The 13,543-nt window shown below is 37.6% G+C and carries 15 protein-coding genes; 13 read left to right on the forward strand and 2 right to left on the reverse strand.

The annotated features are described in order from the left end of the window. The first annotated feature begins 671 nt into the window (after positions 1 to 671). From J5A60_RS04450 to J5A60_RS04500, 11 genes are all read left to right on the forward strand, one after another. Positions 672 to 1,016 carry a hypothetical protein gene (locus J5A60_RS04450; protein ID WP_198493435.1) on the forward strand — a complete coding sequence of 115 codons (345 nt, stop codon included), beginning with the start codon at positions 672 to 674 and terminating at the stop codon, positions 1,014 to 1,016. Between the two features lie 91 nt (positions 1,017 to 1,107). After that, positions 1,108 to 1,449 carry a hypothetical protein gene (locus J5A60_RS04455; RefSeq protein WP_006718120.1) on the forward strand — a complete coding sequence of 114 codons (342 nt, stop codon included), beginning with the start codon at positions 1,108 to 1,110 and terminating at the stop codon, positions 1,447 to 1,449. 128 nt (positions 1,450 to 1,577) lie between these two features. Continuing rightward, a complete protein-coding gene (locus tag J5A60_RS04460; protein WP_212510705.1) occupies positions 1,578 to 1,964 on the forward strand; it encodes an SMI1/KNR4 family protein in 387 nt (128 codons plus the stop codon). Position 1,965: 1 nt separating this feature from the next. Beyond that, a complete protein-coding gene (locus J5A60_RS04465; protein ID WP_111704458.1) occupies positions 1,966 to 2,511 on the forward strand; it encodes an RNA 2'-phosphotransferase in 546 nt (181 codons plus the stop codon). 200 nt (positions 2,512 to 2,711) lie between these two features. Continuing rightward, complete coding sequence (locus J5A60_RS04470; RefSeq protein WP_169308658.1) at positions 2,712 to 4,466, forward strand: hypothetical protein; 1,755 nt, start codon at positions 2,712 to 2,714, stop codon at positions 4,464 to 4,466. 412 nt (positions 4,467 to 4,878) lie between these two features. Then, entirely contained in the window at positions 4,879 to 5,187 is a 309-nt protein-coding gene (locus J5A60_RS04475; RefSeq protein WP_006718129.1) for a hypothetical protein, read from the forward strand. 264 nt (positions 5,188 to 5,451) lie between these two features. Then, positions 5,452 to 8,331 (forward strand): hemagglutinin repeat-containing protein, encoded by a 2,880-nt coding sequence (locus J5A60_RS04480; protein WP_249113896.1) that lies wholly within the window; start codon positions 5,452 to 5,454, stop codon positions 8,329 to 8,331. A 6-nt stretch (positions 8,332 to 8,337) separates the two neighbouring features. Next, a complete protein-coding gene (locus tag J5A60_RS04485) occupies positions 8,338 to 8,640 on the forward strand; it encodes a hypothetical protein (RefSeq protein ID WP_106014042.1) in 303 nt (100 codons plus the stop codon). Positions 8,641 to 9,009: 369 nt separating this feature from the next. Continuing rightward, positions 9,010 to 9,270 (forward strand): hypothetical protein, encoded by a 261-nt coding sequence (locus J5A60_RS04490; RefSeq protein WP_212510707.1) that lies wholly within the window; start codon positions 9,010 to 9,012, stop codon positions 9,268 to 9,270. Then, entirely contained in the window at positions 9,270 to 9,509 is a 240-nt protein-coding gene (locus J5A60_RS04495) for a hypothetical protein (protein WP_212510708.1), read from the forward strand. The genes J5A60_RS04490 and J5A60_RS04495 overlap by 1 nt, the downstream gene beginning before the upstream one ends. A gap of 179 nt (positions 9,510 to 9,688) precedes the next feature. Continuing rightward, entirely contained in the window at positions 9,689 to 10,345 is a 657-nt protein-coding gene (locus J5A60_RS04500; protein WP_212510709.1) for a hypothetical protein, read from the forward strand. Between the two features lie 414 nt (positions 10,346 to 10,759). Here the strand turns inward: J5A60_RS04500 and J5A60_RS04505 are convergent, their stop codons facing one another. Beyond that, positions 10,760 to 11,095, reverse strand: a complete 336-nt coding sequence (locus J5A60_RS04505) for a hypothetical protein (RefSeq protein WP_212510710.1) — start codon at positions 11,093 to 11,095, stop codon at positions 10,760 to 10,762. 494 nt (positions 11,096 to 11,589) lie between these two features. Next, positions 11,590 to 12,033, reverse strand: coding sequence for a peptidoglycan-binding protein LysM (lysM, locus tag J5A60_RS04510; RefSeq protein WP_212510711.1), 444 nt, complete (start codon positions 12,031 to 12,033; stop codon positions 11,590 to 11,592). Between the two features lie 137 nt (positions 12,034 to 12,170). Here lysM and J5A60_RS04515 point away from each other — a divergent pair, with 137 nt between their 5' ends. Together J5A60_RS04515 and J5A60_RS04520 are read left to right on the forward strand one after the other, a co-directional pair. Continuing rightward, positions 12,171 to 12,998, forward strand: a complete 828-nt coding sequence (locus J5A60_RS04515; protein WP_212510712.1) for a neutral zinc metallopeptidase — start codon at positions 12,171 to 12,173, stop codon at positions 12,996 to 12,998. Between the two features lie 350 nt (positions 12,999 to 13,348). Next, a complete protein-coding gene (locus J5A60_RS04520) occupies positions 13,349 to 13,543 on the forward strand; it encodes a hypothetical protein (protein WP_212510713.1) in 195 nt (64 codons plus the stop codon).

A 13,543-nucleotide genomic window follows, 5' to 3' on the forward strand; every position in this document is an offset into this window, starting at 1 on the left:
TAAATAATAAGTTGGAGAAGAATGAGCCGAAAATAAATAGCTGGTTAAAAGGTGATAATGATGCTAAGTAGGTTATTCCAGTATTTGGTTTTTACATTTTTTGTATCCATAGTTTGCTTTATTGGGTTTTCGTTATTTTTAATTCTTATATCCTATATATTAAATTGGGGAGAAATATCTTTAAGTGAAATAAAAGACATTGTTTTATTTTCCTTTAATGTGTTTAGTAAGGGATTTCCTTTACTCTTTTTATCTATATTTATTTCAGATAATTTAAAAAGAAGATGAAAGGTGCTTTAAGAATATCCCCCATAGATGGCGCAAGCGTCCACGCTTGTGCCATAACAAGCACCAATAATAGCGCCAGCGTCCACGCTGATGCTGTTTAATAAAAACATTGCGAATTTTACCCATAAACGTTGGGAGAAACAATGTTCAAAATCCTTTGAATTTTTTGACCGCACTTTTAGTTGATAGGCACAAGCGAGGACGCTTGCGCCATCGTGGGGGGGGGGGAGTTTGGGGGCAAAAGGATGCTTTTATGTTTGCAGTGGCTTCTCTAGAACAATATCTGATAAGCCTAGAAATATATATTCTTTAGGTGTTGGTGGAGGTTTTTCTGTTGGAGGGGATTATTCAATTCCATTAAATAAATGATGAAGAAAAAATGTTTGTTATTACTTCTTTTTTTTGTGGCTTCAATGATAGGTTTAACATCACAGATTCATAAAAAAAATGATGCATTAAAACGTAAAAATGAAACCATTCTTATATTGAAGGATAAGGCTGGCAATAGAATAATTAACATAGAAGATTATTCTAAAATATCATCTTATGTTATTAATTTAATAAATGATAATTATCTTCACATTAAGAAAGTCTTACTGGGAATGGATTATAAGGAGGTTGGTGTTGATGAGCTTTGTAATAAAAATGGTGAGAGTATAAATATATTTATTGATAATAATCTTATAAAGTTAGTTTATGTTTATCCATCATCATTTTGTAGGGAATAATAATTAGTATAGTAGTTTATTATGAGACAAAAGATTTTAAAGTTAAGGGGGAAGTTAATGACTTTAAATTTAAAATGGAGGAAAATAAGAGATGATGTTGGAATCTAAAAAAACAGATTTTGAATTCAAAGTTGGTGAGGTGTATTTTGGTTTTGGATTGTTTATTAATTTATATTTAAATAAAATTTATGTATTAATAAGGAGGCCGTCAGACTTAACTCCTGTTTTAGAGGAGCTGTCTCAATTTAATGTAATAAATTCAAATGATATTTTAAATTGGGATAAAAGAATTGAAAGTAATGGATTGTATATAAACATTCAACCAATAGAATTAAATGATTTTGATTGGGAACTTTATCATAGTGGAGATGAAGAAATTAATAATATTTTTGAGGAAATATATAAAAATATTAAAGATAAGTATGGCGAATGATAATTTTTATAAAATATTAATAAATTAAATTCTATAACTTTATTTTATAGGTTTGATAAGAGTTGGTCTGCTAAGTTAGCTCATGGTTCCCTGTATGATCCAAAAGTCATAAAATAAAGGAGGTGATTATGCAAACTAAATTTAATTTATATCCTAAAGAACAATTACCTGAAAACTTTAAGTTTCCTCAGTCTTATATTGATTTATCCAGTAATATGGAAAAGATAAATGAATTGGAATATTTTCCTTGGTGGTTTGAAGATCCTGATTATGAGAATTCAGAGATAGAGGACAGTGTTTATCTTTATAGTAAAGCAATAGAAAAACTAACAGGTGTAGCTGATTTAATATCATTTGCTAGAGATGGCGATTGGGCAGCTTGTTTCAAATTGACGGATTATTCTGGAAACCCGAGAGTTTATGTTCACGATCTTGGTAATGAAGCCAATAAATATGAATGTAAGGATTTTGATGAGTGGTTAGCAGAAGAAATCAAAACTGCAAAAGAGTATTAAAATGGACTATTTAAATTTAAGTAAAGAAGTTTCCTATGCGCTTCGTCATGCGCCATGGGAATATGAATTAGAACTGGATTCTGAAGGTTGGGTTTCTGTCGAACAATTAATTTCATCATTTAGAAATAGTGATGAAAAATGGAATACGTTAACCGAAGACGATTTAGTTAAAATGATCAACCTATCGGAAAAGAAAAGACATGAGATTAAAAATGGGAAAATAAGAGCTTTTTATGGTCATTCAATTCCAATGAAAATTTCTAAAGAAATTGGTTATCCACCAAAGTATTTATACCATGGGACAAGTATAAATTATTTAGATGATATTAAATCAAATGGATTGAGGCCGATGTCTCGTCAATATGTACATTTATCTGAGGATGTTGAGACAGCAAAATTGGTCGGGGATAGAAAAAAAGGAGAGACAATTCTTCTGATAATTGATACAGAATTAGCTCAATCTAAAGGCATTAAGTTTTATATAGGTAATGAAAAAGTATGGTTATCAGATGGTATTCCAGCTGAATTTATTAAAGATAACTTCTAAATGAAACCAGTAAAGTGCGGTTAATTTTAAAAGAGTTTTAAAACCTCTCAAAAATTGACCGCACTTTTGTATTTTCAATGATGCTTATTTTAAGCAAATTTTGATATCACAGTGAAGCCGACCAAGATAAAAACCGCTTCCAAACAAAATCGCTCAGTCATACCGATATTGAAAATCGCAGTGAGGTTGAAGTGAAAAGCGTGAGCGCAGGGCTTTCAACGGATATGGCACAGAATGCTAAAAATGCGATGGCTGCCGCGGCGAGTGCTTTAGGGAATAAACATGAAAGTGCTACAAGTCAAACGCAATCAGCGGTAGGGTCTAATATTCAAATTGACACAGAAACACCGGAAAATCTGACCGCACTTTCACGTGATACGAAGAACGCCAATCATAAGATGAAAGCCTTTGATTTACAGGAAATCAAAGAACAACAAGAAGCGGCGCAAGTAGCCGGTGAGTTATTTTCAAAAATCACAGGTGATGTAGCCAAAGCATTTGAATTTGAAGACGGTAGCAAAGAGAAGATTGCGATGCATGCCCTTGCGGGCGCATTGGCAGCGAAGATGTCAGGGGGGAATGTTGCGACAGGTGCGGCAGCCGGTGCAGGGTCGGAGTGGTTGAACACGTATGTTACAGATTACTTAAACGAACACACGAAAGACCTTAAGTTAGATGCAGGACAAAAGGAGAAGCTTAAACAAGCGGCACAACAAATGACCGCGTTGGCGATAGGTGCGGCAGCGGGTGCAGTGACCGGTGGGACAAGTGAAACGATTAAACAGGGGGCGTTGGCATCTTACAATGCGGAGACGTATAACAGACAGCTTCATCAAAATGAGAAAGAGCGTATTAAGTTGCTTGCAAATGGCGATGAAGAAAAGGAACGTCGTTTAGAAATTGCGGCTTGTGCGTTAGTGCATTGTTCTGCGCAGATTCCTACAGATGATCCGGATTATGCCAAATCGTATGAACAAGCGAGAGCAGTAGAACAACTTGGTAATACGGCGGAATATGCCCAAGAAAGAGCATTATTAAAACGCCAAACTGAAACATTTAGTGATCCTTTTGGTTCCGGTGTGCAGAACAAACTATTTGAATATAACAATACTTATAAAGCGCTAGATCACGCGAATAGAATCGATACGAAATATGCTGTAACAACACGCGCTGGTGGTGTTGTACAAGCAGTAGGAGGTGTTGCGGCTATGACTGTCGGTACAGGTCTTTGTGAAACCGGTATTGGATGCGTGGCAGGCGTACCGGTTGCTGCTTATGGAGCTGATAATACTTATACCGGCGGGAGAGTGATTCTTACCGGTAAAAATCAAAATACATTAGGTGGTCAATTGCTCAGTCAAGTGACAGGATTAAGTCCGGAAACAGCAAATTTTGTCTATAGTTTACCGAGTTTATATACGGGGGCTAAGCCGATACTGGGGGCAACAGCGAGATTAGGTAATCAAGTTGTTGCAGAAGGGAGTCAAATGGCATCTGCTATGGGGTATGTAGCTGGAGAAATAGGCAAGGATGTTGCGGCTGGTTATAAGGCAATCCCGCGCCCCTATAAAGTTGCATTTGGTATTGAGGCTGGGATTAATACAGCGGCAGAAACGATCCCTTATGCTACTGGTCAAAAAGAAATCAATGGCAATAATATTCTCCAAAGTGGAGGGAAAGTCATTGCTGATTCTACATATTCAGGTTTAACTCATAAAGCTAGTGATGGATTAGGATTTGGTCTAGATGTTACAAAAGGAGTAATTGAAGGTAAATCTTTTGGTGAGGCTGTTAGAGATTCAGGTACATCGGTTTGGTTTTCTAAAAACTTTGGGTTATTTATAAAGGATGAAAATGTTAAAAGATTGATGTCTTCAAGCATGAGTAAAGTAACAGAAAATATTTATAATAATCAGGAAAAATCAGTTAAGGACTCAAAAAATGAAAGCAAGTAAGATTATTAGAATTATCATAGCTTCGATATTATCTTTCTGTTTTATATATTTTACTCTTATTCTAAGAGGAAAAATCGAACCTGATTTAAATCATTTTATTTATAATCTTATAATATGGGGAGGTTTTTTATGCTTTTCGGCTCTTTTGATTTCTTACTATTCTCCAGAAATTTATGGTGAGAATAAAAAAAATGATAGACAAAAATCGAAGCTCTCCAAGAAGAAAGCGAAGAGAAGAAAACCTTAGCATAGCGGTTTAATGATTTAAAAAGATATAGTATAAAGTGATCTGCACCCCAAAACTTAGACTCAATGATAGCGCAAGCGTCCACGCTTGCGCTGTTTAATAAAAATATTGCGAATTTTACCCATAAACGTTGGGAGAACCAATGTTCAAAATTCTTTGGATTTTGTGACCGCACTTTTAGTTGATAGGCACAAGCGAGGACGCTTGCGCCATCGTGGGGCGAAGTTGGCGCAAATGCTTTTGAAAAAGCGTATGAGCGAATTGCAACAGGAGATAAAAATGAATAAAAGAGATCTTTTCAATATATTTAAAATGTCGATATTTACATTAGCTATAACATATTTGTTTGTATTATCAAAGTTTAACTTTGACTTTAGTAAAGTTAATATATTAAAAGTATTGGGTTTTTTTCCTATAGTATTTATCTCGCTCTTATTTTGTTTTTATTTAGGAAGAATGCTGAAAGATAAATGAATTAGCTAGTAGTGTTTTGGTTACCCAGAGGGATACTTGAATAGCATAAAATTTTAAATATCTAGATATAAAGTGTGGTCAATTTTCAAAGAGTTTTAAAACTTCTCAAAATTGACCGCACTTTTTGTATTTTCAACGATGCTTATGTTAAGCAAACCTTTCACATCCAACTTCGCATACAACTCAAACCCCATGATGGCGCAAGCGTCCACGCTTGTGCCATTACAATAACCCCCTGATAGCGCACCATTGAGGGGCGCGAGCGTGAAGGTTGAGGCGGGGAAAGATATTATCCATTCTAATGAGCGTCATGAGTATAAACAATCCGGCGTAAATTTGGCGGTAAGTACACCGGTAACCGACATGGCGCAAGCTGTCTATCACAGTGTAAAACGCGCACAACAAGTCAGTAACCCAAAACTCAAAGCGCTTTATGGCATAAAAGCTGCAGAGGAAGTTGTAATGGCGGCACAAAATGTCGGTAAGGTAGCTGAGACGTTAGATGCATTGCGGGCAGGGAATATGCAACAAAACGGAACCACGTCCAGCCCGAGTGTCAAAATTAGTATTGGTTATGGTAGCCAAAAACAAACGCAAACCAGTGAAAGCCAAAGTATTCAACATCAGAAATCAACTATCAATACAGGAATACTAGATATTAAAGCCCGTGGTGAAAAAGTGGTTTTTGAAGGCGTGGATGCGAATGCCAAGTTAATGGCGCTTTCAGGCAAACAGGGGATTGACATCAAAGGGGTGAAAGACGAAGAGCATCAGCGTACAGAGAATAAATCGGCCGGCGGTAGTGTCGGAGTTTTTGTGGGTACCAACGGTAATAGTTACGGATTTGGTATAGAGGGTTCGGTGAATGTAGCCAAGGGCAAGTCGAACTCGGATAGCGAACGTTGGCAAAACAGCCATCTGACGGCAGATAAAATCATCACGAACAGTGAGGAAGGCGACTTAACTCTTGATGCGGCAAATCTTAAAGCAAAACGTTGGGAAGCGGATATTCAAAATCTGACGATAATGAGCCGTCAAGATACGGAAAAATACGAATCGAAACAAACGAGTGCGAGTGCAAGCGGCTCGGTGGCGTATGGTTCGGGCGGTGGTGCATCGGTGAGTGCGTCTTACAACAAGGCAAAAGTGGATTATGCGCAAGTCAATGAACAAGCCGGGATTCGTGTCGGAGAGGATGGCATGGATGCCAACATCCACAACCATGCTCAATTGAACGCCGCCATCATCGAAAGTAGTGCTGATGAAAGTAAAAACCGCTTTAAAACAAAATCGCTCACACATACCGATATTGAAAACCGCAGTGAGATTAAAACGGAAAGTGCGAGCATCAGTGCGGGCACGGGAGGCATTAACCCGATGCAGGCGATAAGCAGTGCGTTGAGCTTATTAGGTAACACGAATGAAAGGGAGCGAAGCACCACCAAATCAGCCATTAGTGGCAATATTCAGATAGAGACCGAAACCCCGGAAAATCTGACCGCACTTTCACGGGATACGAAGAATGCGAATCAACGAGTTGAAAAGCAAGATTTACAAAAAGTGCAAGAACGCCAAGAAATGGCGAAAGTGATAGGCGACATCACGAACAACGCGATAAGCATCGCCACGTATAATGAGCGTGAGAAAATCAACAAGCTAGGGCTTGAGAAGTTTAAGCTGGAAGAGCAAGAAAAAGCCTTGCAGGGACAAGCGGGTAATGAACAACAGCTTGCCGCCATTAAGCAACAGCTAACAAACGTTCAAGCCGAAATCACGAAAACTCAAGGTGAAATTGACCGCACTTACGGCATAGGTAGTGAAAAAGGCATGGCGATTCGAGCGGTGACGGCGGCATTACAAGCGGCAGCACAAAACGATACCGCAGGCAGTCTTGTTGCTCTTGCTTCGCCTTATCTCAATCAAAAAATCCACGAGATGACGGCAGGCGACACGGCAAAAGACAAAGCGACTAATCTCATGGCACATGCTCTTCTTTCTGCAGTGGAGTTCCAAGTGACAGGCAAAGACCCATTAACGGGCGCAATTGCTGGGGTGACAGGTGAAGCAACCGCTGAAATCATCGCAAGAGCTTATGGCAAACCGGTCAGTGAATTAACGGCAAATGAGAAGGAAAACATTAGCACGTTAAGTCAACTGGCGGGCGGATTGGCTGCGGCATTGACAGCGAAAGCGAATGGCACCACAGCAGAGCAAGGGGGTAATTTCCTTGCAGCGACTTCTGGGGCTGAGACGGCTAAAAGGGCGGTGGAGAATAATTATCTTTTCAGACAGGAAGCGGAAGAAAAAGCGGTTTTAGCGCGAAAAGTTAAAAATAATCAAGCTACTGAAGAAGAAAAAGCAAGACTTTCCTATCTTGAAAAACTGGATTCGGAAAGAGACCGTGCGATTATAAGTGCTTGTTCCTCTGGTGTAAGTAGTCAGGCATGCCAGTCTTTGGTAAATGAAGCGGATTATGCCAGATTCAGTTATGAACAAAATTTAAGTTATAACCTTAAATTTAAAGAGCTTTATCCGCAGGCTTATCAAAATGTAGAGGCTATTCTCAAAGGTAAAGATTCGAATTCGGTCGAGTTTGAAAAGATAGCGATTAACTGGGCGAAAGAAAAAAATGTGTCTTTAGCCGAGGCAAAAAGTTTCTTAAATGAAATTTATGCCTATAAAGCTTTTGCGGAATTGGTTGGTAGTGCTCGAGCAGGAACGACACTGAATTATGTGGGTACTAAGTTGCCAAAAGGAGCCAATGCAAACGAAAAGTTGCCGATTGTTGGGGAGACTAAGGGATATCGCACTACAAAAGTTAATTTAAATAACTTAGAAATTGAGATATCCAAGCAAAATAAGCATTTAGAAAACACAAATGAGTATAAAGTTTCTCTTGCTAATGGACAACAGAAAAGTATTATCACTGTAAGTTTAGATTCTTTAAAAGGTTATGTAGGAACTGGACAGCAAGTGGGAAAAACTGAAATTGGGCTTCCTGGTTCTAAAGAAAGGGTGAACTTCAATAAAAATATCGGTATTTATATTGATCCTGTTACAGGAGATCGAACTCCAACAACTATGGGGATTATTCATTATAGTAAAAATGGATATCATGTAGTTCCGGCTAAACCAAAGGAATAATAGTCTATGAATAATGACATTATAAGATTAAGAATTGTTACCCAAAATGCCTTGATAGGCAAAATTACTAAAGAGGTTAGAGGTGTTTATATAAGAATCAATGAAAATTGTATAAGTATTTATGTTGTTATTGATGGTGATATCTCTAACTATTGGAGTGAAGTAATTTATGAAATAGGTACAGATATTATTTCTAATTTTGGTGAAGATTATACTATTGATGAGAATTTAGTTAGGATTGATTACCCTAAATATTTATCTTTTGATAATTATATATGTGTATATAAGCGCCATGAAAAGTATGAATAATATAGGTCCCTAGATAGCGCGCGTTTCCTAACGCGTGCTTATATCTAACTAAAAATAAACAAAATGAAGTTATCCATGAAAATAGTAAAAATCTGAATCAAATGAAATTGATTTTTTGTCATGTGTCAGGAGAGGTGCCCCAATGATAGCGCCAGCGTCCACGCTGGTGCTATTTAATAAAAACATTGTGAATTTTACCCATAACCATCGGCAGAGCCAATATTCAAAATTCTTTGAATTTTTTGACCGCACTTTTAGTTGATAGGCACAAGCGAGGACGCTTGCGCCATCGTGGGGGATTTGGTTTAACGGTGGGGGGAGGGTAATGCTGCCTCAGGGGCGCTAAATAACTACGTTACAGATAAATCCATGTCTCAAGGAGCAATAAGTAGCGGTATTGGTTCGGCTATTGGTTACGGTATGGGTAAAGCAGTTGAAATACCATTGGATAAAAAAATTAACTCAAATCTCACTTGGTCTAAATACAATCCTCAATCTATTAGTAATAAAGCACCTTATATTGAGTCTTATAGACGCAATATAGTACCTAATATTCTAGGTGTGGCTGTTGGAGAATCTGGTAATAGGTTCTATCAATTACATTTTTCTTCTTCACAGGAGAATGATTAATGAAAGTTATCTACCTTATTTTATTTTCTCTACTTTCTAGTGTTTTTGTTTCTTTTACTATGTTTTTATTAGCTAAGTTTATGTATAACATAGAGAATAATATGCCTGCTTTTGATATAGATTTAGCATTGTTTTTTGTACAAAAAACAGCCAAGGAAATAAAAATGATAATTTTCTTATCTGTAATTATATTTGTAGTTTTTTATATGTATTATAAGAAAAATGATCTATTACAATAAGATTTATATTAATACACCCTAGACAGCGCGCGTCTTCTGACGAGTGCTTGTATCTATCTAAAAATAAACAAAATGAAGTTGTTAATGAAAATAGTAAAATCATCATTAAATGAAATTGATATTTTAGGCACGCGTTAGGAGACGCGCGCCATCGTGGGCGATTACTATAGGAAGAAGTGATGGAAAAGTTATTAAATTTAATGGCAAATAAAACTATATCATTAGGTGGAATTAACTTTAATGGATTTTCATCTAGTAATAATTGGATTGGATATTTTGAAGCTAAAAATATATCTGATGAGACAATGATTTTGAAAGCAAATGAGCTTATTAAGAAATTTTTTGGTGAGGATTTGAGTGGTTTTTTTTTACTAAGCTCTTTAACATTTGATGATGGTAGAGATATTGATGACTACTCTAATGAATTTATTAATAAGCTTGAAAAGTTATATAAAGAAGCAAAGAGGGATGGCTTTCTCATTCCTTACAATGGATTAATGGAGGAATACTATGAGGCTGATAATTTTGATGAAATCTTATATCCTGCGAACTTGCTAAATTTTACCTTTGATAAGGATAAGTTCCTTTCATATTGTGAGCTAGTGATGGGGTATAATAAGGTTTTTGGCGAGATTTGCTTTCTTATAAACCCAAATCTCTCTTTGTTATTGTATCCTCATAGTGAAAAAGGGTATGGTTGTATTTCTTTAAGTGATGACTGTAATAATGCAATAGAATTCTTAAATTTTTGCTCAAAAGATGATAAGTTTGAGGTGGTTTTTTCTGAGAATATTAATCACTTGGCAGCTTCGAAAACTATGCCCAAAGAATGTTAAGTTTGATTAAAGATACCAGCGCTGTTTGATACTTAAGATGCATACAGTTTGAATTGGGATATAAAGTGCGGTCAATTTTCAAAGAGTTTTAAAACTTCTCAAAAGTTGATCACACTTTTTGTATTTTCAGCGCAGCTTATTTTTAAGCTAATCTTATAATTTCCCCTCTGATGGCGCCAGCGTCTACGCTGGTGCTGTTTAATAAAAACATTGTGAATTTTCCCATAAACGTTGGGAGAACCAATGTTCAAAATCCTTTGGATTTTGTGACCGCACTTTTAGTTGATAGGCACAAGCGAGGACGCTTTCGCCATCGTGGGGGGAAAACTCAAGAGTAAAAGAGCAAGATATGATTTATAAAAAAGGTCGTCTGAAATAGTTTCAGACGACCTTTTGCTCGATTTACGGCAATTATTAGCAGCGGCCAGCAGCTTTCAATAAAGCGTTACAACTCGATCTTCCTCGACTTCCTTTGCCGCCATGAACATTTGAACCGGAACATAAGGCGTCAGATGAAACTGCTCCCATGACAGTGGTTACATAGCAAGAGTATGATTTACCGCCTGTTGTTGCTACGAATTTGACTGAATCGATGTCTCCATGGCGATTAGAAATTCTAATACTTTCAGCCGGAACATTTAATGCAAATGCGGCTTTATTTTTTAACGAATTGTCAGAAATGGTCTTATTACCGACTACTCCACAAGCGGACAAGGTTAATATCATTAACAAACTTAATGTGTATTTCATATGAAGTTTCCTTTGATGCTAGGTACTAGGGTTGTAATCTAAAGAACGATTCTAAGAAGAAAAAAAATAAAGTCAATATTTTTTGGAGAAAAAGGGTATGGTTGTATTTCTTTAAGTGATGACTGTAATAATGCAATAGAATTCTTAAATTTTTGCTCAAAAGATGATAAGTTTGAGGTGGTTTTTTCTGAGAATATTAATCACTTGGCAGCTTCGAAAACTATGCCCAAAGAATGTTAAGTTCGACTAAAGATACCAGCGCTGTTTGATACTTAAGATGCATACAGTTTGAATTGGGATATAAAGTGCGGTCAATTTTCAAAGAGTTTTAAAACCTCTCAAAAATTGACCGCTCTTTTTAACAGATACGTATGCCCCCAGATTGCGCGCATTTTCTAACGCGCGCTTATATCTAACATTGACTTATCCACGTGCAGATGACGTTTAATTTAGACGTGAATTGCGGTCGTTTATCGAAACGTTTTTAAATAACACTATAGGCTTTTCGGTAAACGAATTTTTTGACCTGGGAAGATTTTATCTGCGTCTTTAATCACTTCTTTATTCGCCGCCACGATTGCTGTGTATTTACTCCCATTGCCATAATGTTTTTCAGCGATTTTCCAAAGCGTATCGCCTTTTTGGATGACATAAAATTCATCATCGCCGGCAAGGGTTTCTCCGTTTTTTACCGTCACGTCATCAATATTGACATTGCTGATACCGATGATGTTACCTGCCATTAATACCGCTTTTTCTAAAGCACCGGCAGAGCTGGCGACGCCCGAAATTTTCGCCACGCCGTTTTCGACTTTCACCGCCACATCCGCAACGCCCGGGTTGTCTTCATTAATGTGGTTGGTTACTGCGGCAGAAGCCTCTTCTTCTTTGCTAAAAATTTTTTTGCCAATATCGCCGACAAAATCAAATAATCCCATTTTCATCTCCTTATTGATTCATTGAGGGGGCCACAACATACCCAATTCAGCCATATAAGTCTAGGAATAAAATGTTAGGCGGAAAAAATGGTTCTAGATTAGAATAGCGCGAATTTAACTTAAAGATAGGAAAGCTTATGCGTTGGCAAGGTCGTAGAGAAAGTTCAAATGTGGAGGATAGACGCTCCTCGGGCGGTGGTTTCGGTGGCGGAAAACCGACTGGTGTTTTGGGGCTGATCATTATTTTAGTCGGTGCTTATTATGGCGTGGATTTATCAGGCTTGGTTGGTGAGATGGAGGTGGGCACTACGCAAAGTTTACCTTTGCAATCACAGCAAGAAGACCAATTATTTAAACTCTCTAAAGTGGTGCTGGGCGACACAGAGGAAGTGTGGTCGACATACTTTTCCAAAAATAACCGACAATATGTAGAACCTCGAATGGTTATCTACAACGGCGTAACCCCAACGGCGTGCGGTACGGGGCAATCTGCCATGGGGCCATTTTATTGTCCGAATGATCAACGGGTCTATTTGGATTTATCGTTTTATAACGACATGAAAAATAAACTGGGTGCAGCCGGCGAATCTGCGTTTGCTTATGTGATTGCCCATGAAGTAGGGCATCATGTACAGAATTTATTCGGTACGTTGACACAAGTGCATCGTCTGCAAAGTCGTTCATCCCGCGCAGAAGCGAATCAACTTTCCGTGAAATTGGAACTTCAGGCGGATTGCTATGCCGGCGTGTGGGCATCACAAGCGGTAAAAAGCGGTTTATTTGAACGCGGCGATATTGAAAAAGCGTTTAATGCAGCGGAATCGGTAGGTGATGACCGTTTGCAAAAACGCAGCCAAGGTTATGTGGTTCCCGATAGTTTTACCCATGGCACGTCAGCTCAGCGTTTGCAATGGTTTAAAGTGGGGCTAACCGGCGGCAATCCGGCACAATGTAATCCCTTTTAGCGGTTGGCAGAAATAAAAAGTGCGGTGGATTTTTGAGGCGTTTTTCAATGCAGAAAAACATGTTGAAAACTGACCGCACTTATTCATCAAAAGGCTGATGTTGACGGTGTGTCGAAATCGGCCTTTGATTTATTCAAATCAGATAGCGCGCGTTTCATAATGCGAGTTTGTATCTATCTAAAAATAAACAAAATGAAGTTATTAATAAGAATAGTGAAGATTTGAACTAATAGGTATTGATGTTTTAGGCACGCGTTAGGAAACGCGCGCCATCGTGGGGGGCATTTAATAAAATTGATGGTTTTGATAAATTACCAAAACATGTTCAAAATGAATTAATTAATCACCCTATGAATTTACAGCCTTTACCAAAGGAACTAAATTCATCTAAAGGAGCTAAAATTGAAACTGGAACGGAAGGTTGGCAGAGATATGTTAAGGAAAACAAAGATATATCACCAACATATAGAGCGTATTTAGAAAACACTCAAAGAAATATGGTGGCTTTAGTTAAGGAACAGATTAAAAAGAGAGGTCTTAAGTGA

Origin of the sequence: Aggregatibacter sp. oral taxon 513, assembly GCF_018128305.1 — a bacterium.
Classification (GTDB): Bacteria; Pseudomonadota; Gammaproteobacteria; order Enterobacterales; family Pasteurellaceae; genus Aggregatibacter; species Aggregatibacter segnis_A.

Excerpts from the sequence above, each read along its gene's own strand:
- J5A60_RS04485 (WP_106014042.1), top strand. The coding sequence starts at position 8,338 with ATGAATAATGACATTATAAGATTAAGAATTGTTACCCAAAATGCCTTG.
- J5A60_RS04455 (WP_006718120.1), top strand. The coding sequence starts at position 1,108 with ATGATGTTGGAATCTAAAAAAACAGATTTTGAATTCAAAGTTGGTGAG.
- J5A60_RS04505 (WP_212510710.1), bottom strand. The coding sequence starts at position 11,095 with ATGAAATACACATTAAGTTTGTTAATGATATTAACCTTGTCCGCTTGT.
- J5A60_RS04460 (WP_212510705.1), top strand. The coding sequence starts at position 1,578 with ATGCAAACTAAATTTAATTTATATCCTAAAGAACAATTACCTGAAAAC.
- J5A60_RS04500 (WP_212510709.1), top strand. The coding sequence starts at position 9,689 with ATGGAAAAGTTATTAAATTTAATGGCAAATAAAACTATATCATTAGGT.
- J5A60_RS04495 (WP_212510708.1), top strand. The coding sequence starts at position 9,270 with ATGAAAGTTATCTACCTTATTTTATTTTCTCTACTTTCTAGTGTTTTT.
- J5A60_RS04515 (WP_212510712.1), top strand. The coding sequence starts at position 12,171 with ATGCGTTGGCAAGGTCGTAGAGAAAGTTCAAATGTGGAGGATAGACGC.
- J5A60_RS04520 (WP_212510713.1), top strand. The coding sequence starts at position 13,349 with ATGAATTTACAGCCTTTACCAAAGGAACTAAATTCATCTAAAGGAGCT.
- lysM (WP_212510711.1), bottom strand. The coding sequence starts at position 12,033 with ATGGGATTATTTGATTTTGTCGGCGATATTGGCAAAAAAATTTTTAGC.
- J5A60_RS04465 (WP_111704458.1), top strand. The coding sequence starts at position 1,966 with ATGGACTATTTAAATTTAAGTAAAGAAGTTTCCTATGCGCTTCGTCAT.
- J5A60_RS04490 (WP_212510707.1), top strand. The coding sequence starts at position 9,010 with ATGTCTCAAGGAGCAATAAGTAGCGGTATTGGTTCGGCTATTGGTTAC.